Origin of the sequence: Haloarchaeobius sp. HME9146, assembly GCF_025399835.1 — an archaeon.
GTDB lineage: Archaea > Halobacteriota > Halobacteria > Halobacteriales > Natrialbaceae > Haloarchaeobius.
Genome location: NZ_JAODVR010000001.1, coordinates 685308 through 709203 on the forward strand (window position 1 = coordinate 685308; position 23896 = coordinate 709203).

Annotated in this window: 23 protein-coding genes and 1 pseudogene; 11 read left to right on the forward strand and 13 right to left on the reverse strand. The window is 66.3% G+C overall.

The genetic code is table 11. The features are described from left to right. Window positions 1–23: 23 nt before the first annotated feature. The gene (locus N6C22_RS03575) at window positions 24–1307 is read right to left on the reverse strand and encodes an adenosylhomocysteinase (protein ID WP_261649435.1); all 1284 of its coding nucleotides are present in this window, start codon (window positions 1305–1307) and stop codon (window positions 24–26) included. A 140-nt stretch (window positions 1308–1447) separates the two neighbouring features. Between N6C22_RS03575 and N6C22_RS03580 the strand changes: the two genes are divergently transcribed. Next, window positions 1448–3838 (forward strand): PAS domain S-box protein, encoded by a 2391-nt coding sequence (locus N6C22_RS03580; protein WP_261649436.1) that lies wholly within the window; start codon window positions 1448–1450, stop codon window positions 3836–3838. A gap of 125 nt (window positions 3839–3963) precedes the next feature. On the opposite strand, the gene N6C22_RS03585 is transcribed toward N6C22_RS03580, so the two are convergent. Beyond that, entirely contained in the window at window positions 3964–4551 is a 588-nt protein-coding gene (locus tag N6C22_RS03585; RefSeq protein ID WP_261649438.1) for a hypothetical protein, read from the reverse strand. Between the two features lie 213 nt (window positions 4552–4764). Beyond that, complete coding sequence (locus tag N6C22_RS03590; protein WP_261649439.1) at window positions 4765–6048, reverse strand: amidohydrolase; 1284 nt, start codon at window positions 6046–6048, stop codon at window positions 4765–4767. A gap of 73 nt (window positions 6049–6121) precedes the next feature. Between N6C22_RS03590 and N6C22_RS03595 the strand changes: the two genes are divergently transcribed. Next, window positions 6122–6814, forward strand: a complete 693-nt coding sequence (locus tag N6C22_RS03595; protein ID WP_261649440.1) for a stage II sporulation protein M — start codon at window positions 6122–6124, stop codon at window positions 6812–6814. A gap of 59 nt (window positions 6815–6873) precedes the next feature. Further along, entirely contained in the window at window positions 6874–7722 is an 849-nt protein-coding gene (gene hisG / locus N6C22_RS03600) for an ATP phosphoribosyltransferase (protein ID WP_261649441.1), read from the forward strand. 16 nt (window positions 7723–7738) lie between these two features. Here hisG and N6C22_RS03605 read toward each other — a convergent pair whose 3' ends face one another. The 3 genes from N6C22_RS03605 to N6C22_RS03615 all read right to left on the reverse strand — a co-directional run bounded on the left by N6C22_RS03605 (window position 7739) and on the right by N6C22_RS03615 (window position 9090). After that, a complete protein-coding gene (locus N6C22_RS03605) occupies window positions 7739–8062 on the reverse strand; it encodes a hypothetical protein (protein ID WP_261649442.1) in 324 nt (107 codons plus the stop codon). A gap of 61 nt (window positions 8063–8123) precedes the next feature. After that, entirely contained in the window at window positions 8124–8495 is a 372-nt protein-coding gene (locus N6C22_RS03610; protein ID WP_261649444.1) for a hypothetical protein, read from the reverse strand. 34 nt (window positions 8496–8529) lie between these two features. Further along, the gene (locus N6C22_RS03615) at window positions 8530–9090 is read right to left on the reverse strand and encodes a TATA-box-binding protein (protein ID WP_261649445.1); all 561 of its coding nucleotides are present in this window, start codon (window positions 9088–9090) and stop codon (window positions 8530–8532) included. A gap of 268 nt (window positions 9091–9358) precedes the next feature. Between N6C22_RS03615 and N6C22_RS03620 the strand changes: the two genes are divergently transcribed. Next, window positions 9359–10399 (forward strand): methyltransferase domain-containing protein, encoded by a 1041-nt coding sequence (locus N6C22_RS03620; RefSeq protein WP_261649447.1) that lies wholly within the window; start codon window positions 9359–9361, stop codon window positions 10397–10399. 5 nt (window positions 10400–10404) lie between these two features. Here N6C22_RS03620 and N6C22_RS03625 read toward each other — a convergent pair whose 3' ends face one another. The 3 genes from N6C22_RS03625 to N6C22_RS03635 all read right to left on the reverse strand — a co-directional run bounded on the left by N6C22_RS03625 (window position 10405) and on the right by N6C22_RS03635 (window position 13357). Further along, on the reverse strand, window positions 10405–10848 hold the full coding sequence (locus N6C22_RS03625; RefSeq protein ID WP_261649448.1) for an acyl-CoA thioesterase: 444 nt from the start codon (window positions 10846–10848) through the stop codon (window positions 10405–10407). A 201-nt stretch (window positions 10849–11049) separates the two neighbouring features. After that, the gene (locus N6C22_RS03630) at window positions 11050–12057 is read right to left on the reverse strand and encodes an AAA family ATPase (protein WP_261649450.1); all 1008 of its coding nucleotides are present in this window, start codon (window positions 12055–12057) and stop codon (window positions 11050–11052) included. Between the two features lie 67 nt (window positions 12058–12124). Next, window positions 12125–13357: a DUF4382 domain-containing protein gene (locus tag N6C22_RS03635; RefSeq protein WP_261649452.1), complete on the reverse strand. Its 1233-nt coding sequence runs from the start codon at window positions 13355–13357 to the stop codon at window positions 12125–12127. A gap of 184 nt (window positions 13358–13541) precedes the next feature. Here N6C22_RS03635 and rnz point away from each other — a divergent pair, with 184 nt between their 5' ends. Continuing rightward, window positions 13542–14471: a ribonuclease Z gene (gene rnz, locus N6C22_RS03640; RefSeq protein ID WP_261649453.1), complete on the forward strand. Its 930-nt coding sequence runs from the start codon at window positions 13542–13544 to the stop codon at window positions 14469–14471. Window positions 14472–14543: 72 nt separating this feature from the next. Here rnz and N6C22_RS03645 read toward each other — a convergent pair whose 3' ends face one another. Then, window positions 14544–14978, reverse strand: coding sequence for a rhodanese-like domain-containing protein (locus N6C22_RS03645; RefSeq protein WP_261649455.1), 435 nt, complete (start codon window positions 14976–14978; stop codon window positions 14544–14546). 137 nt (window positions 14979–15115) lie between these two features. Between N6C22_RS03645 and N6C22_RS03650 the strand changes: the two genes are divergently transcribed. Both N6C22_RS03650 and N6C22_RS03655 read left to right on the forward strand, forming a co-directional pair. Then, window positions 15116–17095, forward strand: coding sequence for a DUF460 domain-containing protein (locus tag N6C22_RS03650; RefSeq protein ID WP_369684389.1), 1980 nt, complete (start codon window positions 15116–15118; stop codon window positions 17093–17095). 229 nt (window positions 17096–17324) lie between these two features. Beyond that, window positions 17325–18287, forward strand: coding sequence for an oxidoreductase (locus tag N6C22_RS03655; protein ID WP_261649458.1), 963 nt, complete (start codon window positions 17325–17327; stop codon window positions 18285–18287). A 90-nt stretch (window positions 18288–18377) separates the two neighbouring features. On the opposite strand, the gene N6C22_RS03660 is transcribed toward N6C22_RS03655, so the two are convergent. From N6C22_RS03660 to N6C22_RS03670, 3 genes are read right to left on the reverse strand one after another with little or no spacing between them, the layout of a single operon-like run. Then, complete coding sequence (locus N6C22_RS03660; RefSeq protein ID WP_261649460.1) at window positions 18378–18791, reverse strand: HIT family protein; 414 nt, start codon at window positions 18789–18791, stop codon at window positions 18378–18380. Window positions 18792–18845: 54 nt separating this feature from the next. After that, a complete protein-coding gene (locus tag N6C22_RS03665) occupies window positions 18846–19565 on the reverse strand; it encodes a cytochrome c biogenesis CcdA family protein (protein ID WP_261649462.1) in 720 nt (239 codons plus the stop codon). A gap of 50 nt (window positions 19566–19615) precedes the next feature. Continuing rightward, on the reverse strand, window positions 19616–19846 hold the full coding sequence (locus tag N6C22_RS03670; RefSeq protein WP_261649464.1) for a hypothetical protein: 231 nt from the start codon (window positions 19844–19846) through the stop codon (window positions 19616–19618). A gap of 153 nt (window positions 19847–19999) precedes the next feature. On the opposite strand from N6C22_RS03670, the gene eif1A reads away from it, so the two are divergent. The 4 genes and pseudogenes from eif1A to N6C22_RS03690 all read left to right on the forward strand — a co-directional run bounded on the left by eif1A (window position 20000) and on the right by N6C22_RS03690 (window position 23836). Further along, window positions 20000–20290 (forward strand): translation initiation factor eIF-1A, encoded by a 291-nt coding sequence (eif1A, locus tag N6C22_RS03675; RefSeq protein WP_261649466.1) that lies wholly within the window; start codon window positions 20000–20002, stop codon window positions 20288–20290. 260 nt (window positions 20291–20550) lie between these two features. Continuing rightward, window positions 20551–21449: pseudogene (gene rio1, locus N6C22_RS03680) on the forward strand (serine/threonine-protein kinase Rio1). A gap of 211 nt (window positions 21450–21660) precedes the next feature. Continuing rightward, window positions 21661–22866, forward strand: a complete 1206-nt coding sequence (locus tag N6C22_RS03685; protein WP_261649468.1) for a tryptophan--tRNA ligase — start codon at window positions 21661–21663, stop codon at window positions 22864–22866. A gap of 49 nt (window positions 22867–22915) precedes the next feature. After that, entirely contained in the window at window positions 22916–23836 is a 921-nt protein-coding gene (locus tag N6C22_RS03690) for a helix-turn-helix transcriptional regulator (protein ID WP_261649469.1), read from the forward strand. The last annotated feature ends 60 nt before the right edge of the window (window positions 23837–23896 follow it).

Consider the following 23896-nt stretch of genomic DNA (forward strand, 5'->3'; position numbering starts at 1 on the left):
GTCGCTGGGAGTGACGATTCTGCCTACGTTCCGTGCTCCCAGGAGCCCATGTACTCGCGCTGGGCCTCGGTGAGCGAGTCGAACTCGACGCCCTCGGCCGCGAGCTTGATCTCGGCGACCTGCTTGTCGAGGTCGTCCGGGACCTCGTGGACGCCGGCGTCGTAGGACTCGCCGTTCTCGACGAGTTCCTCGACACAGACCGCCTGGATACCGAAGGACTGGTCCATGACCTCGACCGGGTGCCCGAGCGCGATGGGCGTCGCGAGGTTGACGAGGCGGCCTTCGGCGAGGACGTTCAGGCGACGGCCGTCGGGCATCTCGTACGCCTGGACGCCGTCGCGGGCCTCGTAGCTGTCGACGGCCATGTCGTCCAGTTCGTCGAGGGCGATCTCGATGTCGAAGTGGCCGGCGTTGCTCAGCAGGACGCCGTCTTTCATCGACTCGAAGTGCTCGCCGGTGATGATGTCGCGGTTGCCGGTCGTCGTGATGAACACGTCACCGACCTCGGCAGCCTCGGCCATGGGCATCACGTCGTAGCCCTCCATGTGGGCTTCGAGGGCCCGGCGGGGCTCGACCTCGGTGACGATGACGTTTGCGTTCTGGCCCGCGGCCTTCTTCGCGACGCCCTTGCCACAGTAGCCGTAGCCGCCGACGACAACGTTCTTGCCGGCCCACGAGAGGTTCGTGGTCATGGCGATGCTGGCCAGCGAGGACTCGCCGGTGCCGTGGACGTTGTCGAACAGCGTCTTCATCGGCGTGTCGTTGACCGCGAAGACGGGGTACTTCAGCTCGCCGTCGGCGTCCATCGCGCGCAGGCGGTGGACACCGGTCGTGGTCTCCTCACAGCCGCCGACGATGGTCTCGATGAGTTCGGGGTAGTCCTCGTGGATGGCCGCGATCATGTCCATCCCGTCGTCGACGGTGATGGTCGGGTCGATGTCGATGACGGCCTTGATGGCCTCGTAGTACTCCTCGTCGTCGACGCCGCGCTTGGCGTAGCTCGTGATGTTCTCGTGAGTGTCGAGTGCCGCGCTCACGTCGTCGTGTGTCGAGAGCGGGTTGCAGCCGGTGATGGCGACCTCGGCACCACCGTCGGCGAGGAGTTCGACGAGGTTCGCCGTCTTCGCCTCGACGTGCATCGCCATCCCGATGCGCTGGCCGGCGAAGGGCTGGTCTGTCTCGTAGTCCTCGCGGAGGGACTCGAGGATGGGCATGTGCTGGCGAGCCCAGTCCATCTTGCGTCGGCCCTCCGTCTGGGCCGGTTCCGGGTCGTCGAGTTGTTCCGTGATGGTCGGGTACGTGCTCATGCCTGCGACCATGAGAAGCGGGAGGAAAACGATACCGAAGTCGGAGCATTGCCCCCGACCGCGGGTTCCGGTGAACCACCGGCCGTTCCCGATGTGTGTAGGTGCGCCGTTTTTTATCCCGGACCGGTGACCTGCCGCCAATGCAGTTCTCGGACGAGCAGCGGCGACTGCTCGGGGTCGGTAGCATCCTGAGCATCTGTGTGGCAATCCTGGCGATCCAGATTCGAAGCGTCCTGACGGACTCCTGGGCCGGTGAGCCACTGCTCTCGGCATCGCTGGAGGTCGCGTTCCCGGCCCTGTTGACGCTCGTCGTCGCCGGGGCCGCCATCTGGTTCCTGTTCGCGGAGTGGCCGGCTAACCGGGTCATCCACATCGCCCGCTGGACCTTCGTCGCCGTCGTGGTCGCGGTCGCGCTCGAATCGTGGGTTCTCGGCGTCCACGTGTTCCTGCAGGACCAGACCGCCTCGTACGTCACCGTCACGAACACCGTCCTGCTCGGGCTGGTGGCCGGCGGTGGTGTCGGGGTCTACAGCGCGAGACAGCGCGAGGGCCAGCGCGAACTGACCCAGAGCGAGCAGCGGTACCGGTCGTTGACCGAGGACGTCCTCGACAGTTCCGACGTGGGGTTGTTCATCCTCGACTCCGACCTCGACGTGGTCTGGGTCAACGAGGCGACCGAGCGGTACTTCGACCTCGAGCGGGAGTCGGTCATCGGCCGCGATGCCCGGACGCTCGTCGACGAGCACCTCAAGCACCAGTTCGAGCGGCCCGAGCGCTTCGCCGAGCAGGTCACCGCCGCGTACGACGACAACACCGGCGAGGAGCAGTTCGAGTGCCACGTCGTCGGCGACGGCGACGAGGGACGATGGCTGGAACACTCCAGCCACCCCATCGAGTCCGGCCTGTACCGCGGTGGTCGCATCGAACACTACACCGATATCACCGAGCGCAAGCGGACGAACGACCGGCTCGAAGCCCGCGAACAGACGCTTCGGCGGCTGCACGATGTGCTGCTCGACCGGTCGACTCCCCTCGAGGACCGCATCGACGAACTCCTCGACCTCGGGCTGGAGATGCTCGACGTGGAGCACGCGGTGTTCGCACAGGTGTCCGACGGCGAGGTGTTCGTCCAGTCGGTGCGAACCGAGATACCCGTCGACGTCCAGGAGGGGTACGCCATCTCCATCGACGGGACCTACGCGAAACGCGTGGTGGAGAGCAACGAACTCCGGTACGCGACCCACGTCTCCAAGGAGTGGCCCGAGTTCACCGAGTCGCGGTCCTACCAGGAGTACGGGCTGGAGTACTACGTCGGCGTCCCGGTCAGGGTCGAAGACGATCTGGACGGTGTCCTCGCGTTCGGGGACCCCGAGCCCCGCGAAGAGACGGCCGAGTGGGAACTCGCGCTCCTGGACATCATGGCGAACTCGCTGGCGCACGAACTGGAACATCGCCGCAACGAACGTCGGCGTGAGCAGGAACTCCAGGAGACTCGCGAGCAGTTCGAGTCGCTGGTCGAGGACGTCGAGGACTACGCCATCTTCCGGCTCAGCCCCGACGGCCACGTCGAGAGCTGGAACCGCGGGGCCGAGGACATCAAGGGGTACAGCGAAGCGGAGATCATCGGCGAACACGTCCGGTCGTTCCACACCGAGGAGGACCGCGAGGCTGACCGTCCGGGGACCCTCCTCCGGCGGGCGGCCGAGAAGGGCCGTGCCATCGACGAGGGCTGGCGCGTCCGCAAGGACGGCTCGCGCTTCTGGGCGAACGTCGTCATCACGGCCCTCGAGGACGACGACGGCGAGCTTCGCGGGTTCCTGAAGGTCACCCGAGACATCACCGAGCGCCGCGAGCGCGAACAGCAGATCGAACACGAGCGCGAGCGCCTGGAGTTCATGAACCGCATCATCCGCCACAACCTGCTCAACGGGATGAACGTGGTCGATGCGCGGGCGAGACTCCTCGAAGGGCACGTCGACGAGGAGATGGCGACCCACCTCGGGACGATCCAGACCCGTATCGCGGACATGATCGACCTCATCGAGACGATGCGGGCGTTCATGCGGGCCATCGTCGAAGGCAAGGAGCACGACCCCGAGCCGATGGCACTGGATACGGTCCTCGACGCCGAGATGGAGAAGGCGGCCGACGCGTACGACCACGCCCGGTTCGAGTGGGAATCGTTCCCCTCGGTCGAGGTGCTGGCCGACGACCTCCTCCCGGAGGTGTTCGAGAACCTGCTGACGAACGCGGTCCAGCACAACGATAAGGAGACGCCCGCCGTCGAGGTCCGGACCGAGGTGACCCCGGAGACGGTCGCAGTCGAGGTCCGTGACAACGGCCCCGGTATCGACGAGGAGCTCAGGGATGCCGTCTTCGAGAAGGGCCGCAAAGGGTTCGACAGCCCGGGAACCGGCTTCGGCCTGTATCTCGTGCGTGAGATAATCGACTCCTACGGTGGCCGGGTCGAGGCGGAGAACGGCCCCGACGGCGGGGCGGTGTTCACCGTCTACATGCCGCGGGTGGACTGACCCGGCCGGGCGCTCGGTTCTCCGGACGTCTCGGCGCGACACGGGAGAATCGGGAGTGCAGCCGCTCCGGGGGATTACTGTTCGAAAGGGAAGGGGAAGGGGGCCTCTGACTGCGCGTCCGAAACTTAGTCGAACGCGATGATGCTGAACTCCGAGACGAGTTGCTTGTCCGGTCCGTTACCGTTGTTGCCCTTCTCGTCGTCGTCATCCTCCTGACCGGGCGCGTCGTTAGGACCGCCCGAGCTGTTGGTGCCACCAGCCTTGTCCTCCGGTGGTCCCTGGTTGCCGGGTGCCTCGGTCGGCGGTCCGGCGTGGTCCGGCGCGTTGCCCGGGTTGTGCTCAAGCACCCACGTGGCGATGAGGCGACCCGGCGTCGAGACGCTGTCATCACCCGTGACCTCCTGGACGTACGAGGTGAGCTGTGCCGAGAACTCGTTCAGTGCGTCCTCGGAGCTCTCCGTCGAATTGGTGGAGTTGGTGGAGTTCGTGGTATTCGTGGTGTTGGTCGTGTTCGTCGTATTGGTCGTGTTGGTCGTGTTCGTCGTATTCGTGGTGTTGTCGTCGGTCGTGTTGTTGTCACCGACGAGGTCGCTGAGCGACGGGTTGCTCGTCTGCACCGTCGTCTCCGGCGACGCGGTCGCCGCTGCGGGGGCGACCATCGCCACGAGCAGCATCAGCACGCCGAACACCGCGAGTGTCGTCTTGGAGCGCATCACGACACAGCCTGAGACTACAGACACCATAAACCCGTACCGACGTTCACTTGGTTCAGTGCCCCTTCAGAGCCGTTCTATGGCCATCTAAATCGTTCAAAAACGTCTCTGGGAGTTTGTTTCGAAATCGATACTGTCTGTCTTTACTCGACAGAATCTCCGGGTGGACGTGGTGTCGGAGCGGTTCGTGGCGTGCAATCGACAGAAAACGGCTCAGGCGCGGTCGACCAGCGCGGTCGCGTGCTCCTGCGCGTCGGCTTTCACCCGCTCCTCGTCCAGCGTCAGCACCTCGCGGTCGCGCATGAGGACCTCGCCGTCGCACATGGTGTGGCGGACGTCCGAGCCCGCGACGGCGTAGACAAGGTGGCTCACGAGGTCGTGGGCGGGGGTCAGGTGCGCAGCGTCGAGGTCGAGCACGATGAGGTCGGCGGCCGCGCCGGGTTCGACGCGCCCACCCGGAAGACCCGCTGCGGCGGCGCTGCCTTCGGTCGCCATCCGGACGACGGCTTCGGCAGGGACCGCGCTGGCGTCGTCGGCCGCGAGCTTGCCGAGCATGGCCGCGTCGCGCATCTCGTCGAACATCGAGAGGTCGTTGTTCGAGGCCGCGCCGTCGGTACCAAGGCCGACGGTGACGCCCGCGTCGAGCATCTCCTGGACGGGGGCCATCCCGGAGGCGAGTTTCATGTTCGAGGCCGGGCAGTGGACGACCGCGGCACCGGTCTCGGCGAGCAGTTCGTGCTCGGTCGCGTCGGTGTGGACGCCGTGGGCGAGGAAGTCCTCGGGTTCGAGCAGGCCGTGTTCGCGAGCGTACTCGAGGGGACGCATCCCGTGCTCCTCGACGATGGGCGAGACCTCGTCGGCGGTCTCGTTGGCGTGGATGTGGACCGGGACGCCCGCCTCGCGAGCCTGCGGGACGTACTCGTCGAGGAACTCGGTCGCGACCGTCGTCAGCGAGTGCGGCATGAACGCGGTCCGGACCCGGCCGTCGGCCGCGCCGTCGTACTCTTTCGCCACTCGGATGCTCTCGGCCGCGTCGTCGTGGGCGGTGTCGGCCTCCTTCGCGATCGTGACGACGCCGTGGCCGACGCGAGCGCGCAGGCCGGCCTCGTCGATGGCGTCGACGATCTCCGGGACCTGGAAGTACATGTCCGCGAACGCCGTGGTCCCCGTCTTGATCATCTCCAGCATACCGAGTTCGGTGCCGACGCGTACGTCCTCGGGGGTCAGCGCGGCCTCGGCCGGCCAGATGTCCTCCTGGAGCCAGGCGTCGAGCTTCTTGTCGTCGGCGTACCCCCGGAGCAGGGTCATCGCGACGTGGGTGTGGGCGTTCACCAGCCCGGGCATGACGAGGCCGCCGGATGCGTCGAGTTCGTCGTCGCCGGCGAGGTCGTCGCCCAGCTCGACTATCTCGCCGCGCTCTGTGTCGACCAGCACGTCCGTCTCTCGAATCGTCAGGTCGGGCAGGAGCACTCGCCCGCCGCTGATGACGCGTTCCATGCCTCGCGATTTTCTCCCCGACGGCATGACTCCATCGGGACGGTTTTTCCGGCAGGCCGCCCAAGCATCGGGCATGTCCGCCGCCAGCGACCCCGCCGATACCGCCACTGCCAGCGAGCGCGAGGTGGTCGACCCGCCCGCCGACTCGCCGCCCGCCCGTGACGACCCGCCGTCGTGGACTCTGGCTGCACTTCGGCTCGCGTGGCGCGAGCACCGGCCCTACGTCGGCTTCTCGGTCGCGCTGTTCGTGTTCGGTATCGTCGTCGGAATCGGCATCTACAGCGCCGGAATCGACCTGTTCGCCGCGATGGGGCTGGAGTCGTTCGCCGACCTCCTCCCCGAGGACCCGACCGCGACGTTCGTCTTCCTGAACAACACGCGGGTGTTCTTCATCTTCATCTTCGGAGCGCTCACCGGTGGCCTGCTCACCCTGGTCGGCCTGCTGTTCAACGGGCTCCTCGTGGGGTACGTCGCCTCCCTCGCGGCGGCCCAGGCCGGCATCGGCTTCGTCCTGCTCGCGCTCACTCCCCACGGCGTGCTCGAACTCCCGGCCCTGTTCGTCGCCAGCGCGGTCGGTTTCCGGGTCATCGGCGTCGTCGTGAGCTACGTCCTCGACCGGCGCGAGACCCTCTGGACCCGCGCCGAGGTGGAACGGACCCTGTTGCTCGTGCTGGTCGCGTGGGTCGCGCTGGGGGTCGCCGCCGTCGTCGAGATGCACGTGACGACGTGGGTGCTGGAGCAGGTGTTCGGGACCTCGCCGGTGTGAACCGGCAAGTCACGAACAGAGGGAAAGGCAGTTCCCCCCTGACCGCGAACCCCCGGCAAATGCGAATCGCGGTGCCTAACAAGGGCCGGCTGCACGACCCGACCATCGACCTGCTGGAACGTGCGGGCCTCCACGTCGTCGACGGGGCGGACAGGAAGTTGTACGCCGACACCGTCGACCCGGACGTGTCGTTGCTGTTCGCCCGCGCCGCCGACATCCCGGAGTACGTCGCCGACGGGGCGGCAGACCTGGGAATCACGGGACTGGACCAGGTCTCCGAGGCTGGCGTCGATATCGAGGACCTGCTCGACCTCGGCTTCGGGCAGTGTCGCCTCGTGCTGGCCGCACCCGAGGACGACGACACCATCGAGACCCCCTACGACCTCGAAGGCCGGACCGTCGCGACCGAGTTCCCCCGCATCACTCGAAACTACTTCGAGGAGCGCGACATCCCGGTCGACATCGCCGAGGTGACCGGCGCGACCGAACTCACGCCCCACGTCGACATGGCCGACGCCATCGTCGACATCACCAGCACGGGCACGACCCTGCGGATGAACCGGCTGGGCATTATCGACGAGGTGCTCAAATCGTCGGTCCGGCTGTTCGCCCGCCCGGACGTCGTGGGTGAGGAGAAGGTCGACCAGATTCGGATGGCCCTGAACTCGGTCCTGACGGCCGACGGGAAGCGCTACCTGATGATGAACGCGCCCGAGGACAAGCTCGACCGCATCCGCGAGGTCATCCCGGGGATGGGCGGTCCCACGGTCATGGACATTGCGGGCACCGACAAGGTGGCGGTCCACGCCGTCGTCGACGAACGCGACATCTTCGAGACCATCAACCGGGTCAAACAGGAGGGTGCGAGCGACGTGCTCGTCACCGAGATAGAGCGCCTGGTCGAGTAATCACGCCTCGTTCTTTTTACCGTCCGACCTGCGAGAACAGCACCTGCGCCACGCCGATAGCACCGACGACGACCGACTGCGTGACGAGGTTCTCGCTCGGGGTGTCCTGCTGGAGGAAGAGGACGATGGCGGCGATCACCGGGGCGAACCACACCGCCGCCAGAACCGGGTTGTCGAGGACCTGTGACGCGATAGCGACGGCGACGCCGAGGACGACCAGCGCGGCGATGATGCCGTCACTGGGGTAGGTTCGCGTCGCGCCGAGGGCGAAGATGACGACCGCCGCCAGCATGAACGAGAGCCCGCCGCGGGCGATACCGGTGCGCTGGGACTGTTCCATACCCGGTCTGGGGGCGTCTCTGGCAAAAACCCCGCTATGTCGGGCCGCCCCACCGACCCAGCTACGTCGGCGCGGTCGACAGCAGCGACACCAGGTTGAACAGCGTGAACCCGAGGATGACCGCGACCGTGTAGTGGATGACGGCGACGAACGCCGTCTCGCGACGGTCGAGGTCGTACACCCAGTGGATGGCGAACGCGTCGAGCAACAGCAACACCGGAATCACGACCGCGGGGCCGCGGCGCTGGAGCAACAGCGAGACGCCGGCGAGCAGCGGCCCAACGACGAACGCGAGCTTGACCGGCACGCTGCCGAGGACGTTCCGTGCGGCGATGTGCAGCGTCACCGAGTAGAAGAGGGCTGCGAGGAGGAACGTGCCGAGGAACGCCACTGGCGAGCCGGTGGCTGGGTCGAGCTGTGCGGGAGTGAGCATACGGGTGGTTAGGGGGCCGTCGGTTTGTGCCCTACTATTCCAGCAGACCGAGGTCTTCGAGGCGCGAGACGATCTTGTCGACCGCGTGCTCGGCGTCGACGGGCTTCTTGCCGCCGGTGATGACGAGCTTCCCGGAGCCGAACAGGAGTGCGACGACCTTCGGCTCGTCGAGACGGTAGACGAGGCCGGGGAACTGCTCGGGCTCGTACTCGATGTTCTCGAGGCCGAGACCGATGGCGATGGCGTTCAGGTTGAGGTTCCGCCCGAGGTCCGCGCTCGTGACGATGTTCTGGACGACGATCTCCGGGTCGTCGTTCACCTGGATGTTCAGGTCGCGGAGCTTGTCGAAGACGATGCGGAGGCTCTCGTGGACGTCGTCGGTGCTCTTGGCACCTGTGCAGACGATCTTCCCGGAGCGGAAGATGAGCGCGGCGGATTTCGGGTCCTGCGTGCGGTAGACGAGGCCGGGGAACTGCTCGGGGTCGTAGTCCGCACCTTCGAGGTCCATGGCGACGCTCTGGAGGTCGAGCTCCTGGCCGATGCCGGTCGACGCGACCACGTTTTCGATATTGATGGTCTCCTTGGGGTCGGTCATATCTCGACTTAAAAGTCGTATTTAAGGTTTATAAAGGTTGGTGCCGTGTGCGTACAGCGGCCAGAATCGAGGGACGTGAGAGCGCTTTTCAGGAGGAAAAGCGCTGAATATTGCCGGTATAAGTCTGACTTGAAGGCTTTCAGCGGGGGGACTGACAGGTCGCGCGCAGATGAAGTCGGGTTTCCGGGGCGACTGGCCCTCGCGCGCGCTCCGCGAGACCCCGGGTCGCATCACAATCGTATTCAGTCACAGCCGAGTAGGGAGGAGCGTGTATCTGCTGGAACTCGGCGGCGAGGACGACGCCTTCGCCGCCCGCGAGGCCGCGAACGCGGCGACGGGCATCGAGCGCATCGCTGTCGGGCTCGCGACGGCCGGAAGCGTCGCGCCCGAGCGGGTGCGTGGCCTCGCTTACACGCACCGGGCGAGTGACCTCGTCGGCCGGACCGACGCCGACATCGACAGTGCGGTCGCCCTGCTCACCGCGGCCGGTATCGACCGCGAGGGGACGGTCGCGGTGCGCGCCAGGGACGTGCGGGGCGAGACCGGTATCTCGACGAGCGACGCCGAGCGCGCGCTGGGGCAGGTCCTCGTCGACCGCGGCTTCGAGGTGGACCTCGACGACCCGGACCACGAACTGCGAGCGATATTCGCGCCGCTGGACGAGGACGAGAACGAGGTAAGCGAGTCCGGTGCCGGGGAGGCCGGGGTCTGCGCACTGGGCTGGCTCGCGGTCGAATCGACCCGGGACTTCGGTGACCGCATGCCCACCGACAAACCGTTCTTCCAGCCCGGCAGCATGGACCCGCTCCTGGCACGTGCCGTCGTCAACATCGCCGGGGCGGCCCCGGGCCAGCGCCTGCTCGACCCGATGTGTGGCACCGGCGGCGTCCTCGTCGAGGCCGGCCTCGTCGGCGCGGACGTTGTCGGAACCGACGCCCAGGAGAAGATGGTCCAGGGCGCGACCGAGAACCTCTCACACTTCCTCGATTCGCCAGAACACGCCGTGGACGACCCCGGCGACTGGGACGTCTGCCGGGGCGACGCGACCCGCCTTCCACTGCGCGACGACGCGGTCGATGCGGTCATCTTCGACGCACCGTACGGCCGACAGTCGAAGATAGAGACCCACGCCCTCGACGACCTCGTCGCGGGCGCACTCACGGAAGCCCACCGGGTGGCCGACCGGTGTGTCGTCGTCGCGGACCGCTCGTGGGTCACGCAGGCCCGCGACGCGGGCTGGACGGTCGAAGAGACCTTCGAACGCCGCGTGCACCGGTCGCTGACCCGGTACGTCGTCGTGCTGTCGTAGCCACGTCACTCCGGCGTCCAGTTCTCCAGCGCCCGCTCCCGTCGCTGTTCTTCCTCCTGCCCTTCGACCGTCAGCTCCGGCACACCGGTCGGTTTTCCGTCCTCGCCCAGCGCCACGAACGTGAAGCAGGCGCTGGTCGTCTGCTCGCGCTCGCCCGACCGCGGGTTCTCCCGGAAGGCCCGGAGGAACACCCGCACACTGGTCCGCCCCGCCTCGAAGACGTAGGACTCGATGAGCGCCGTCTCCCCGACGGGAATCGGTCGTTCGAAGGAGAACTCGTCGACCGCGGCGGTGACGCAGGTCTTGCCCGCAAATCGCATGGCCGACATCGCACCCACCTCGTCCATCCACTTCATCAGGTTCCCGCCGTGGACGGCTTCGTAGTTGTTCGCGTGGTTCGGCTGGACGCGCTGGCGGTTCAGGATGTACGTCTCAGAGAGCGTCGGCATACGTCTCTGTTCGCGTGACGACGGCAAGAGTCCTCGCAAGGGTTCAAATACCAGGGCGGGGCGAAGACCGACGTGACCTGAGCGTCACCGTCGCGTGGTCGAGGCAGGTGTGTGGCCACCCCGCGACGGATTCGAGAGCGGCCACCTGTTCGCCACGCTATCGAGCCACTGCTCCGGTGTCCGAAAACACGATTCTCCGGCTCAGGCCGTCCCGCGCCCGAGCTCCGCCAGCAGGTGCGAGAGGTGCACCCGGTCCGAGGTCCCCTCGCTCATGTCCACGTCGATCTCGCCTGCGAGTTCGTGGAGTCGTGCCAGCCGGTCGCCGTCGTAGCGCTTGCGAGCCACCCGCAGGACCGAGTCCAGCACCTCCTGTCCGCTGTAGCCCTCGTCGACGAGCAGGTCGTCCAGCGTGCTCCGGGCGTCCGTGAACTCGCCAGCTTCGGCGTCGTCCAGCATCGACTGGATGACCTCTTCGTCGCCGACCTCACCGATGGTCTCGTAGGCGGACTGCATCGTCACCTCGCCCTCGTTCGTGTAGACCGTCTGCGTCGCCAGGATGGCCTCGCGGAGGTCTCCCTCGGCGTAGCCGGCGACGTACTGCAGGCCGTCGTCCTCGTAGTCGACACCCTCGGCTTCCACGATGTTCTGGAGCACGTCGACCGTCTCGGCGTTCCTCACGGCCCGGAACGACACCGGGAAGCAGCGCGAGCGGATCGGCGGGATGAGCTTCGTCGGCTGGCGCGTGCAGATGACGAACTGCGTCGTCCGGTGGTAGCGCTCCATCACCCGGCGGAGCGCCTGCTGGAAGTCGACGCGGATGTCCTCGGCGTTGTCCAGCACGACGGTCTTGTACGTGCCCGAGACCGGCGCGTAGCTCGCGGACTCCTTGAGGACGTGGTTGATCATGTCGCGCTTGGAGAGGTCGGACTTGCCGACGAGGAACGACTCGAAGCGCGGGTCGTTCTTGATCTCGGTCTTCGTCCGCCCGAAGAAGTCCGCGACGTTGATCTCCACGAGGTCGTTCTCGGGGTCGTCGTGGGACTCACGGGCGAGTGCGCGCACCGCCGCGGTCTTGCCACTCCCGGGTGGGCCGTGGAGGATGAGGTTCATCGGTTCCGAGACGGCCTTCTCGAGGTACTCACGAGCCTCGTCTTGCGGGAGGTCCGCGAGGTCCGGGGCGTGTACGTCGGTCCACAGCGGCGCGTCCATCACGCACCGCTATGAGCGGGTCGGGTAAGAATCGGTCGGATTCCCGACCGCGGAGGGCGGGTAGCCGTTAGAAGAGGGCTGCGACCGCGGCGACGATGGCGTTGTTACCGTTGCCGCCACCGTTGCCGTTGTTACCCGTTATCTTGCGTTCGAGCTCGGTCTCGGCGTCACCGTTCTCGACCTCTATCTCGAGGTCCTCGGCGTCCGGCACGTCGATGCTGAGCGTGCCGTCTGCGTCGGTCTGACCGGCTGCTTCACCGTTGACCGTCACGTTCGCGCCCTCGACGGGGCCGCTCGCGTTCGTGACCGTCAGGGTGACCGTCTCGCCGGCCTTGACCTGACCCTGCAGTTCGGCGGTCAGCTCGGCGCTTTCGTCGTCGCTGTCCTCACCCTCGGCGCTTTCGTCGTCGCTGTCGTCGTCGACGTCGTCAATCTCGACCTGGTCAGCGGTACCGGACTCGCTGATGACCGGCCGGAGGACGTACTTGCCCGAGTTGCCGGCCTTGTGGATCATGATGTCGAAGACGAACTTGGTGTTCTCACCCTCCTGGACGGTGAACTCCTTGTTGATCTGGAGCTTCCCGCTGGGGAGCTTGACGTTCACCTTGTCGCCGTTCTTCAGCGTGCCTTCGACGTTGCTGACGTAGACGAAGACCTTGTCGTAGTCCCCGGACTGCACCTGGAAGTCGGCGAGTTTCGAGGCGTTCGCGCCGCGAAGCTCGGTCAGGTCGACGGTCTTGCTGTCGACCTGGTGGGTCGTCCAGCCGTCTTCGGACTCGGAGTCGTCGGCTTCTGCGCTCTCAGACTCGGTCTCGGTCTCGTTGTCAGACTCGGACTCGGTCTCGGTTTCCGTCTCGTTGTCGGTCGCGGTTTCCGTCTCGTTGTCGGTCTCCGTCTCCTCTTGCTTCGCGTCGACGGACTGGTTCGTCATGGTGTCCGTCATCGTGTGCGTCGTCTCGTTGGGCTCCTCGACGGTCGTCGAGGTGCTGGTCGTGGTCGACGTGTTCGTCTCGGTCTCCGTCTCGTTCGCGTCCGACTCCGTGTCGTCGCCAGAGACGTCACCGGTCCGGTGCATGCCGACCTTCGTGATGGTCACGTTGAGGTGTTCGAAGTCATCGATCGCACCCGGGCGGTCGCTCACGTAGAAGGACATCGTGGCGTCGCCACCGCTACCATCGGTTGCTGTACCGTCACTGTTCGGGGAAGCTGTCTGCGTGCCGTCGACTGCGCCACCCATGCAGCCGGCGGTCACGAGCAGGGCGGCCATCGCGAGGGCCGCCAGGACGTTTGATCGCGTCATTACACTGCCTTCTCCGTCTTCGGACCTGATAAACCGGCGACTCCGTTCCACACTGTTCGCTTTATTCGGCCGATATCGGCAGTATTGAACGATAATGAACGGTTCTAGCTCTTATACGAATCCTGTCACAGGGGCTGTTTCACGATTCGACACCGGTTTCACGCTTCCGGGCGGACGGGTTCGTATGTCGCTTCGCGTGACGTTCCTCGGGACCAGTGGGGCCGTACCGACGACCCAGCGCAACCCGTCGGCCATCTACTGCCAGCGCGAGGGCGAGGGGTTCCTGTTCGACTGCGCGGAGGGGACCCAGCGCCAGATGATGCGCTTCGGAACCGGCTTCGGTATCGACCACATCTTCGTCACGCACACGCACGGGGACCACGTCCTCGGGATTCCCGGCCTGCTCCAGACGATGGACTTCAACGAGCGCGACGAGGCGCTCGCCATCCACTGCCCGGCGGGTGAGCGCCGCCTCGTCGAGGGACTCGTCCGGGCGACCGGCAACCGGCCGTCGTTCCCGGTCCGGGTCCACGAGGTGAGCCCTGGTGACGTCGCCCTCGACCGTGACGAGTACGAGATCCGCGTCTTCGACGTGGAGCACCGCACGAATGCGGTGGGGTATGCGCTGATCGAGGCCGACCGGAAGGGTCGGTTCGACCGGGAGCACGCGGAGGAACTGGGCGTGCCGGTCGGGCCGAAGTTCTCGAAACTCCACGAGGGAACCCCGGTCGAACTCGACGACGGCACCGTGGTCCACCCGGAAGAGGTCGTCGGGGACCCCCGTCCCGGCCGACGCTTCGTCTACACCGGCGACACGGAACCGGTGGGTGCGACGGCCGAAATAGCCGAGAACGCGGACCTGCTGGTCCACGACGCCACGTTCGCGGAGGACGGCCGCGAGCGCGCGGGCAAGACGGGCCACTCCACGGCGAAACAGGCCGCCGAACTCGCCCGTCGGGCCGGGGTCAAGCGCCTCGCGCTCACCCACATCTCCTCTCGCTACGCGAACGACGTCACGGCACACGAGGAAGAGGCCGAAGCGGTGTTCGACGGTGAGGTGTTCGTCCCGGAGGACGGCGACACCGTCGAGATTCCGTACCCGGAGAGCGAGTGACGGCGGTCGGGTAGTCGTCCGCACCGCGAGAACGGATAGTCGGCCCGGCGGTCAGCCTCGGTTGCGCTCTCTTCAGGTTGCGACGGTCACGGGTTCGACCGGCCCACCGGCCCGTCGCCAGCCGTCGAACCCGTCTTCGACCCGGATGACGTACGGGAAACCCATCTCGGCCGCGCGCTGGGCGGCGAGTGCGGCTCGGCTCCCGCCGGCAGAGTAGAAGATGAGCTCCTTCCCCGGGTCGATTTCGTCGATAGCGTACGGGCTCTTCGGGTCGAGATAGAACTCGAGCATCCCACGCGAGGCGTGTATCGCGTCGGGTATCTTGCCAGTTCTCCGGAGCTCGATTCCGTCGCGCACGTCGACGAACAGCACGTCGCTGTCGCCGAACCGGGCCAGTGCGTCTGCGGGCTGGTACGCCCTGACCGCGGCTTTCGCTTCCTTGACCAGCTCTCGATACCCCTTCGTCAGTGCCACCTGCTGGCGGCGTCCCCCCTGTTCGCTGGACATACCTGTGTCTAGTGTGAACGTTTCCCAGACAGATAGCTCACTCCCCGTTTCTGGGCGGGTGAGAATCGGATGTGGCGCTGTCGGGCGGGCAGGGGCGCGCCACGGGATTTATGGCCACTGATTGCCTACCCCGGCGTGTGAGCGCCCGTACCACGGCCCTCGACGCCGTCATCTTCGGCGTCGACATCCAGAGCGGGGACGTCCGGGGTGACGCACCTTCTTACGCGCTCGTCGTCTTCGACGGGGAATCCGTCGAACGCGACGTGGTCACCTACCGCAAGCTCCGCCGCCGCATCGACGCCGAGACGCCGGCTATCGTGGCCACCGACAACATGTACGAACTCGCCGAGGACAAGGACGACCTGGTCCGCTTCCTCGGGAGCCTCCCGGACGAGACACGCCTCGTCCAGGTGACGGGTGACGAACAGCCAGAACCCCTCTCCCGCGTCGCCTCGCGCTACGGGGTCCCTTACGGCAAGGACCCGATGCAGGAGGCCGAGGCCGCGGCCCGCCTCGCGGCCGGCAACGTCGGCTACGAGGTCAGCGCCTTCACCGACACGACACAGGTGAAGGTCTCGCGCGGTCGCTCGACAGGCAAGGGTGGCTGGAGCCAGGACCGCTACACGCGGCGCATCCACGGGAACGTCAAGAAGCGTGCCCGCGAGGTCGAGTCGACCCTCACCGAGGCCGCCCTCGACTACGAGGTGGACGTGACCGAGAAGTACGGCGGCTACTCCAGCGCGGTGTTCTCGGTGGACGCCCACCCTGCCGACATCCCACTCTCGCGGAACCGGTCGGGCGACACCCGCATCGAGATAGAACGCGAGCGCCGCGACGGCATCGAGTTCGAACCCCTCGCGAAGCGCCGCGACCACGTCATCGTCGGGGTCGACCCCGGCACGACGACCGCGGTCGCCATCGTCGGCCTCGACGGGCAGGTGCTGGACGTGCTCTCGACCCGGACCGCCGACATGGCCGCCGTCATCGAGTGGGTGGTCGAACGCGGCCGCCCCGTCATCGTCGCCGCCGACGTGACGCCGATGCCGAACACGGTTCAACGTGTCCGCACGAGCTTCGACGCCGTCGGCTGGGAGCCGACGAGTGATCTGCCGGTCGACGAGAAGCAACACCGGACCCGCGAGACGGGGTACGACAACGACCACGAGCGCGACGCGCTCGCGGCGGCCCTGTTCGCCTACGACGACCACGAGGACCAGTTCGACCGTATCGCCCGCAAGACGCCGCCCCAGCTCGACCTCGGGACGGTCACGGCGAAGGTGCTCGCCGGCGAGGGCAACGTCGAGGCCGTCATCGACGACCTCACCGAGTCCGAGGACGAGGGCGAGGAGGAGCACGAGCACGACCCACGCGAACTGACCCAGGAGGAGAAGCGCATCCGCGACCTCGAACGACAGGTCGAACGCCTCGACGAGCACGTCGATTCGCTCGAGTCGACCATCGAGGAGAAGGACGAGCGTATCGAGGAACTCGAGCAAGAGCTCTCCGAGGCCCGCCGCGAGGAGCGCCGGGAGGCCCGCGAACGCCGGACCGTCACGCGACTGGAGCGCCGGAACCGGGCGCTCGAACGCGACCTGGACGAGAAGGACGAGGAGATCGAGGCCCTCGAGGGCAAGCTGAAGCGGCTCAAGGAGCTGTGGAAGCTCGACCACTCGAACTTCGCGGACGTTTCGGAGAAGAAGAAGGGCCTCGTCCCGGTCAAACCCGTCGACAAGTTCACCAAGGACGCCATCGACGCCGCCCACGAGAGCTACGGGCTGGCGAAGGGCGACGTGGTGTACCTGCGCGACGCCTCCGGGGCCGGCCCGTCGACCGCCGAGAAGCTGGTCGCCCACGAGCCCCGGGTCGTCATCAAGGACGGCGGCCTGTCGGAGGCGGCCGACCAGATCCTGTTCGAGCACCGCATCCCGGTCGGCCCGGCCGACGACGTGGCGATGCAGGAGGTCGACGAACTCGCGGTCGCCCGCGAGGACGACGTGAAGGCCGTCATCGCGGACTGGGAAGACCGCGCCGAGGAGCGCAAGAAGTCCCAGAAGAACGAGATGGTCGACCAGATAATCAGCGAACACCGGGCCGAGCGCGGCACCGGGCGGTTCTAAGCGACTCTGCTTATATTCCGCTGGCTCTGTCGAAATACGCCGATGATGACAGGAGTGGCGTGCTGAATATAGAGGATGAGTCTATCAACGAACGAGTTGCTGGCAAACGCTATTGTAGTATCCACACGAATCTCAGTCATCACCAGCATGGACGGGCGTGAGCTATCCGACGAAATGGTCGCTGAGATGAGCTCGCACCACGTTCCGTCTCTCTGCGAACCCATCGCCAATGTCTGAACGACGCAATTCCCCCGATTCAGTCGACGAGGTAACTGGTGAGCTGCCTGCTGTCGGGACAGCCGTGGTGACGGGGGCGAACAGCGGACTCGGCTTCGAGGTGACGAAGGGTCTCGCCAAGAAGGGTACACACGTCGTGATGGCGTGCCGGAGCATCGAGCGCGGCTCGGACGCGAAACGGCGAATCGAAGCCGAGGTCCCGGGAGCGTCACTGACTGTGAACGAGCTCGACCTCGCCGACCTCGAGTCGGTCTCGGCGTTCGCCGAGTGGTTCACGTCGACGTACGACACGCTCGACGTACTCTGTAACAACGCGGGTGTGATGGCGATCCCACGCACGGAGACCGAACAGGGATTCGAGTACCAGTTCGGCGTCAACCACCTCGGACACTTCGCGCTCACCGCCCACCTCCTCCCCGTCCTACGGCAGACCACGGGCGAGTCCCGTGTCGTCGTGCAGAGTAGTGTCGGGCACAGGAACGGCGATATCGACTTCGAGGACCTCCAGGGCGAGGAGTCGTACAGTGCGTGGGGGGCGTACGGGCAGTCGAAACTCGCGAACCTCCTCTTTGCATACGAACTCGACCGTCGACTCCGCATGGCGAAGGCGAGCGTGAAGAGCCTCGGCTGCCACCCGGGTGGGTCCAAGACGAACCTCCTGAACCACAGCGCCACACAGGGCGGGTTCCGACCCGACCTCCTGCTGATGAGACTCCTGAACGCAGTAATCGTACGGAGCGCCGAACGTGGCGCAGAGTCGATGCTCTACGCAGCCCTCGACCCGAGTATCGACGGCGGCGAGTACGTCGGCCCCGACGGCTTCATGAACATGTACGGCGACCCGGTGGTCCAGCCGTCGAGCGACCGATCATACGATGAGACACTCGCCCGCCGTCTCTGGGGCGTCTCCGAAGACCTCACTGGGGTCTCGTTCGACCTCCCTGAACCGAACTAGCGAGAGCGCTCCTGATACACTCGCGCCCTGTATTCAGCAGAGTTGCCGAAATATGTCACTGGTTGAGAGTTTCAACAAGACCATTCAACGTTACTTGTCACCACCGAGCGCCTCACGAACCGCCGAGTAGTCCACGTCCCGTCCCCGTGACTCGTATTCGTGCTCTGGCCAGAGGTCCAGCCCGTCCCCGGCTCGCCGCGGCGCGACGTGCAGGTGGAAGTGTGCGACCGACTGATGGGCGGCCTCGCCGCTGTCGTGAAGGAGGTTCACGCCGTCGAAGCCGTGTCTCTGGAGGCGGGTCGCGATGTCCCTCGCGTGGTCGCTGACCGCCCGAAGAGCCTCCTCGGGGATGTCGAACAGGCTCTCGTGGTGCGCTTTCGGAACGACCAGTAGGTGTCCCTCCGAGAAGGGGTCGAGGGGGGCGAACGCGAGCGTCTCGTCGGTCTCGTCGAGGACGAGCGCGTCGGCCTCGCCGGCGACGATATCACAGAAGATACAGTCCATACCGGGGTGTCGCCCGTGGTGAGGGTAGTCGTTCCCCTGGTGTGTGGCGTGTTCTCACGCCAGCCCGAGCAGTGTCGCGCCGTCGAACTCCACGAAGAAGAGGTATATCTGGTAGACGCCAGCGCCCACGAGCAAGACCCCGGCGGCGCGGGTTATGCGTCCAGTGTTCCGGGTGAGTTTGCGCACGAACACGTCCCTCCCGAGCGCGGTCGCGACGGTCAGGAGTATCATCAGGACGCTCATCCCGGCCGCGTAGGCCACCAACCGGGCGACCCCGGCACCGGGGTTCGTCGTCAGCGCGCCGAGGACGACGCTGAAGAAGAGGGGTGCGGTACAGCCCGCGGCGGCCGCGGCGTACACCACGCCGAAGGCGACGTAGCCCCTCGCGGAGCGGTTCCGTTCCGGGAGGACGACCTGTCGGAGGCTGAGTTTCACGCCCAGCGCCATCGCCACGCCGAGGAGTATCAGCAGCGCCCCGACGACGAGTTCCAGAATCGCGATGTGCTGGAGGTACCGCGTGCCGAGGGTGACGACGACCCCGCCCAGAACGCCGTACACCGCGAAGAAGCCTACACTGACGAGCAGGGCGACGCCGACCGCCCGGCCGACGGTCGCCGCCGAGACGCCCCCGTCGGCGTCCTCGCTCTCGCTGGCACTCGTACCGACGTAGTAGGAGACGTAGCCCGGCAAGAGCGGAAACGCACACGGCGCGAAGAAGGCTCCTGCGCCGAGGGTGAACGCGTACCAGAGCCAGGACGCGGCGAGGAAGTCCATGGTCGATTCGAGGCTGTGGTCCGATATATAGCTCGGGCGGTCTGGCGTGCTCAGAACATTCCGCCCATACCGACCATCGAGAGCATGCTGCTCACGAGCGCCTTGACGAAGAGCGCCATCCCGAGGACGAAGACGGCGAGCCCGGCCGCGACGATGGGGTTCCCGAGCGCGACCACGCCGATGCCCACGAGCATCAGGATACCGCCGAGGCCTCCGTAGAGACCGAGCATCTTTCCGAACTTGCCGCCGAACGCGCTGGACTGGGACGAATCTGCTGCCATGGTCTCCCGTCGCGGGGCCACGGGATTAAACGGCATGGTTCGTGTGTGGAATCTGGCGTGACCAGTCGGGCGGTCGCGCTTCCGTGCCACCGCGCTCGAACCCCGTCGAGAGAGCTTGAAAAAGTTAAAAACGTCGGCCACCAAGCACCACGTATGAGTGACAACGAGGGCGGCGGTCGACGTAACCTTCGTATGCCAGACGACGACGAGGTGTTCGCGACGGTGACGAACATGCTCGGCGCGAACCGTGTCAGAGTCCGCTGTGCCGACGGCGTCGAGCGCACAGCCCGGATTCCGGGCAAGATGCAAAAGCGCGTGTGGATCCGCGAGGACGACGTGGTCCTCGTGAGCCCGTGGGACTGGCAGGACGAGAAGGCAGACATCACCTGGCGCTACGAGAAACAGGACGCCGACCAGCTCCGCCAGGAAGGTCACATCCAGTAACGCCGCAGTCGTCTTCGTTTCTGCGTGCTCGGTCCGGTAGCGGCTGCTGGGATGTTCGGCCGGTTTCCCTCGCTATCGGCGCGAGTGAATCGCCAATCCGCAGTCCCAGCGCTCGGAGCTCCAGAACTCTGGGCCCGCCCTGGTCCAGAACCGACCACTGTTCTCTGCCGGATGAAAGAGGAACGCACCGCTTCACGCCCTCATCTCTCCCAGCCGGCGATACCAAGGCTGATACCGCTACACCACATGGATTGGACTAGATGACAGAGGAGTACGGACTGGTGGAGCCCGAGGCCGTCGAGACGCCCGGCGACGAGTGGGAGGAGATCGACGTCTCCGACACGGAAGCCGACCGTATCGCACGGAAACGAGACCGAAAGTTCAGTCAGTTCCGGAAACGAATCAAGGACGCCGACCAGTTCAAGGTCGAGGCGTCGGTGTTCGACGACGCGACCTACGCCGCCCTGTACAAGCTGGTGCAGGACGGCTGGGTCGACGCGCTCGGGGGCCCATCTCGACGGGGAAGGAGGCGAACGTCTACACCGCACTCGGTGGGGACCGCTCGGCGCGTGACCTGGACGAGGAGAGCCCAGAGGTGGCCATCAAGGCGTACCGCATCAATGCCTCCGACTTTCGGGACATGCGGGACTACCTGACCGGGGACCCGCGCTTCGAGGGCATCGGCTCGAAGAAGTCACAGGTCGTGCTCGCGTGGGTACGAAAGGAGTATGCGAACCTCGAACGCGCCCAGAAGGCAGGCGTCAGGGTGCCACAGCCGCTGGCGGTCGAGCGAAACCTGCTCGTGATGGAGTACATCGGCGAGGAGGACGGGCGGGCGAAACGGCTCGCCGAGGTCCACGTCGAGAACCCCGAGACGGCGTACGAGGTCGTCCGCGAGTACATGCGGCGGCTGCACCGGTCCGGGCTGGTCCACGGCGACCTCTCGGAGTACAATATGGTCATCCACGAGGGTGAACTGGTCGTCATCGACCTCGGGCAGGCCGTGACAGTCCACCACCCGAACGCTCAGGACTTCCTCGAACGCGACTGCCGGAACGTCGCGAACTTCTTCGCCCGTCAGGGTGTCGACGTGACCGGCGACGACCTCTACGATTTCGTGGTCGAACAGGGCGACTGGGCCGACGACGACGAGGAGTAGCTCCGGTTCCCACGAGAGCGAAACGGCTAAACGACAGAAGCTGATACGTTCTCCCATGCAGTCCGCTCCCTGCTGGCGGTGGCACACGTTCTCGGGAGCGGACAGTATCGCGTGCGGCGTCGGCGTGGCGTAACCGGGCTGGCGGCGACGCGGTGCTCCCTTCGTTCTCTCTACGCACTGCCCGCAAGCCGCCAGTCTCACGCATATCACGATGACACACCACGACGACACGACAGACGCACCGCACGCCACGAACGACAGCCAGCACGACGACTTCACCGTCACACCCTACGAGGTCGCCGGGACGGTCGATTACGAGAGACTGCTCGAGCAGTTCGGTGCGGACCGCCTCACCCCCGAGCAGGTCGCGCGGTTCCCCGACCACCCGATGCTCCGGCGGGGCATCTACTACGCCGGCCGGGATGTCGACCCGTACCTCGACGCCGCCGAGAACGACGAGCCCCACAGCATCGTCACCGGTATCGGGCCGTCGGGGCCGATGCACATCGGGCACGTCCTCGTGTTCTACCTCGCGAAGCGACTCCAGGAAGTCACGGGCGCACACGTCTACATCCCGCTGTCGGACGACGAGAAGTACTACTCGAAGGACCTCACGTATCCCGAAATCGGCGAGTACACGCGACAGAACCTGCGGGACCTCCTCGCGGTCGGGTTCGACCCCGACCTGACGACCATCGTCGTCGACACGGCCGACGCCGACGTGGTGTACCCCCTCGCGAGCGCGTTCGCGAAGCACCTTACACAGGCGACGGTCGACGCGACCTACGGCGACCCGGAGAACGTCGGCCTCTCGTTCTACCCGGCGGTCCAGACCGCCCATCTCCTGCTGCCCCAGCTCGTCCACGGCGCGCACCCGACGCTGGTGCCGGTCGCGGTCGACCAGGACCCGCACATCCGGGTGTGTCGGGACGTGGCCGCGAAACAGCGCTTTCCAGTACAGAAACCGGGCGCGCTCCTGGGTAAATTCCTGCCGGACCTCTCGGGGCCGGGCAAGATGTCGAGCAGCGCCGACGTGCCGAGCATCACCCTCGACGACGACCCCGAGACGGTCCGCGATACCGTGTTGACCCACGCCTTCTCGGGTGGCCAGACGAGCCTCGAAGCGCACCGTGAACACGGTGGCGACCCGACGGTCGACGTGTCGTTCCAGTTGCTCCGGTTCTTCTTCGAGCCGGACGACGACGAGGTCGACCGACTCGCCCGCGAGTACCGGGCTGGCGAACTCCTCAGCGGGGAGTTGAAAGAACGGGCCGCCGAGCGAATCAGCGAGTTCCTCGCCGAACACCAGGACCGGAAGGCTGCCCTGGGTTCCCTCGACGACGAACTGCCGGCGTACCGGCTCGGAGCCGACGCGAGACGGACCGCCCTCGATGCCGTCGGCATCGGGGGACTCTGACCCGGAATGGCACGGAATCTAGATATCACCCGGTCGCCTGCTAGATGTCATGGAAGCGAGGGAAACAACCGAGGACGTCTCCCACGGGGCGGCGTTCGCGCTCCTGGGGAACGAGACACGGGTGGCCATCCTGCGCGAGCTCTGGGCGAGCGCGAAAGACGGGCCGGTGCCGTTCTCGGAGCTGCGTGAACGTGTCGGGATGCGCGACTCCGGCCAGTTCAACTACCACCTGACGAAGCTCACCGACACCTTCGTCAGGAAGGTCGAGGCCGAGGACGACGAGGACGGCGAGGGTGGGTACACGCTCCGGTTCGCTGGTGTCTCGGTCGTCGGGGCTATCCTCTCGGGGGCGTACCAGCAGGCCGGGTTCGACGACCCGATTCCGGTCGATGGCGAGTGTATCCGGTGTGGCGGCGTGCTCGAGCTGGCCTACGAGCACGAGCGCGCGAACCTCTCGTGCACCGAGTGCGACAACTTCACCACCCAGTCGAACGTCCCGGCGGGCGTGTTCTCCGAGGTCGACCTCGCGGAGACGCCCGCCGTGTTCGACCGCTGGATCCGGTCGCAGGTCGACCAGGTCGCGGCGGGCTTCTGCATGCTCTGTCAGGGCCCGACCGGGTTCGAGGTCTCCATCGGGGGTGGGACCGCGCTCGACGCGGCCGACGAGAACGAGGTACTGGTCCAGTACGAGTGTGAGCGCTGTGGTGCAACGGTCTTCGTGACCGTCACCGAGGCGATGACCCGCCACCCGGCCGTCGTCTCGTTCTACTACGACCACGGGCTCGACCTCCGCGAGGAACCGACCTGGGCGCTCGACTGGCTGCTCGACGAGGTCACCATCGTCTCCGAGGACCCGCTCGTCGTCTCCTTCGACGTCACGCTCGATGACGAGACGTTGCGACTGACGGTGGACGACCGGCTGACCCTCGTCGAGGAGGAACGGCTGCCCGTCGAGCAGGCCCGCACCTGACGCCGGAACTGGCGGTGGGCCGCATGGCCGACCGACACCGCCGATAGTCATACTTCTTAC

Excerpts from the sequence above, each read along its gene's own strand:
- N6C22_RS03575 (WP_261649435.1), bottom strand. The coding sequence starts at position 1,307 with ATGAGCACGTACCCGACCATCACGGAACAACTCGACGACCCGGAACCG.
- N6C22_RS03580 (WP_261649436.1), top strand. The coding sequence starts at position 1,448 with ATGCAGTTCTCGGACGAGCAGCGGCGACTGCTCGGGGTCGGTAGCATC.
- N6C22_RS03585 (WP_261649438.1), bottom strand. The coding sequence starts at position 4,551 with ATGCGCTCCAAGACGACACTCGCGGTGTTCGGCGTGCTGATGCTGCTC.
- N6C22_RS03590 (WP_261649439.1), bottom strand. The coding sequence starts at position 6,048 with ATGGAACGCGTCATCAGCGGCGGGCGAGTGCTCCTGCCCGACCTGACG.
- N6C22_RS03595 (WP_261649440.1), top strand. The coding sequence starts at position 6,122 with ATGTCCGCCGCCAGCGACCCCGCCGATACCGCCACTGCCAGCGAGCGC.
- hisG (WP_261649441.1), top strand. The coding sequence starts at position 6,874 with ATGCGAATCGCGGTGCCTAACAAGGGCCGGCTGCACGACCCGACCATC.
- N6C22_RS03605 (WP_261649442.1), bottom strand. The coding sequence starts at position 8,062 with ATGGAACAGTCCCAGCGCACCGGTATCGCCCGCGGCGGGCTCTCGTTC.
- N6C22_RS03610 (WP_261649444.1), bottom strand. The coding sequence starts at position 8,495 with ATGCTCACTCCCGCACAGCTCGACCCAGCCACCGGCTCGCCAGTGGCG.
- N6C22_RS03615 (WP_261649445.1), bottom strand. The coding sequence starts at position 9,090 with ATGACCGACCCCAAGGAGACCATCAATATCGAAAACGTGGTCGCGTCG.
- N6C22_RS03625 (WP_261649448.1), bottom strand. The coding sequence starts at position 10,848 with ATGCCGACGCTCTCTGAGACGTACATCCTGAACCGCCAGCGCGTCCAG.
- N6C22_RS03630 (WP_261649450.1), bottom strand. The coding sequence starts at position 12,057 with ATGGACGCGCCGCTGTGGACCGACGTACACGCCCCGGACCTCGCGGAC.
- N6C22_RS03635 (WP_261649452.1), bottom strand. The coding sequence starts at position 13,357 with ATGACGCGATCAAACGTCCTGGCGGCCCTCGCGATGGCCGCCCTGCTC.
- rnz (WP_261649453.1), top strand. The coding sequence starts at position 13,542 with ATGTCGCTTCGCGTGACGTTCCTCGGGACCAGTGGGGCCGTACCGACG.
- N6C22_RS03645 (WP_261649455.1), bottom strand. The coding sequence starts at position 14,978 with ATGTCCAGCGAACAGGGGGGACGCCGCCAGCAGGTGGCACTGACGAAG.
- N6C22_RS03655 (WP_261649458.1), top strand. The coding sequence starts at position 17,325 with ATGTCTGAACGACGCAATTCCCCCGATTCAGTCGACGAGGTAACTGGT.
- N6C22_RS03660 (WP_261649460.1), bottom strand. The coding sequence starts at position 18,791 with ATGGACTGTATCTTCTGTGATATCGTCGCCGGCGAGGCCGACGCGCTC.
- N6C22_RS03665 (WP_261649462.1), bottom strand. The coding sequence starts at position 19,565 with ATGGACTTCCTCGCCGCGTCCTGGCTCTGGTACGCGTTCACCCTCGGC.
- N6C22_RS03670 (WP_261649464.1), bottom strand. The coding sequence starts at position 19,846 with ATGGCAGCAGATTCGTCCCAGTCCAGCGCGTTCGGCGGCAAGTTCGGA.
- eif1A (WP_261649466.1), top strand. The coding sequence starts at position 20,000 with ATGAGTGACAACGAGGGCGGCGGTCGACGTAACCTTCGTATGCCAGAC.
- N6C22_RS03685 (WP_261649468.1), top strand. The coding sequence starts at position 21,661 with ATGACACACCACGACGACACGACAGACGCACCGCACGCCACGAACGAC.
- N6C22_RS03690 (WP_261649469.1), top strand. The coding sequence starts at position 22,916 with ATGGAAGCGAGGGAAACAACCGAGGACGTCTCCCACGGGGCGGCGTTC.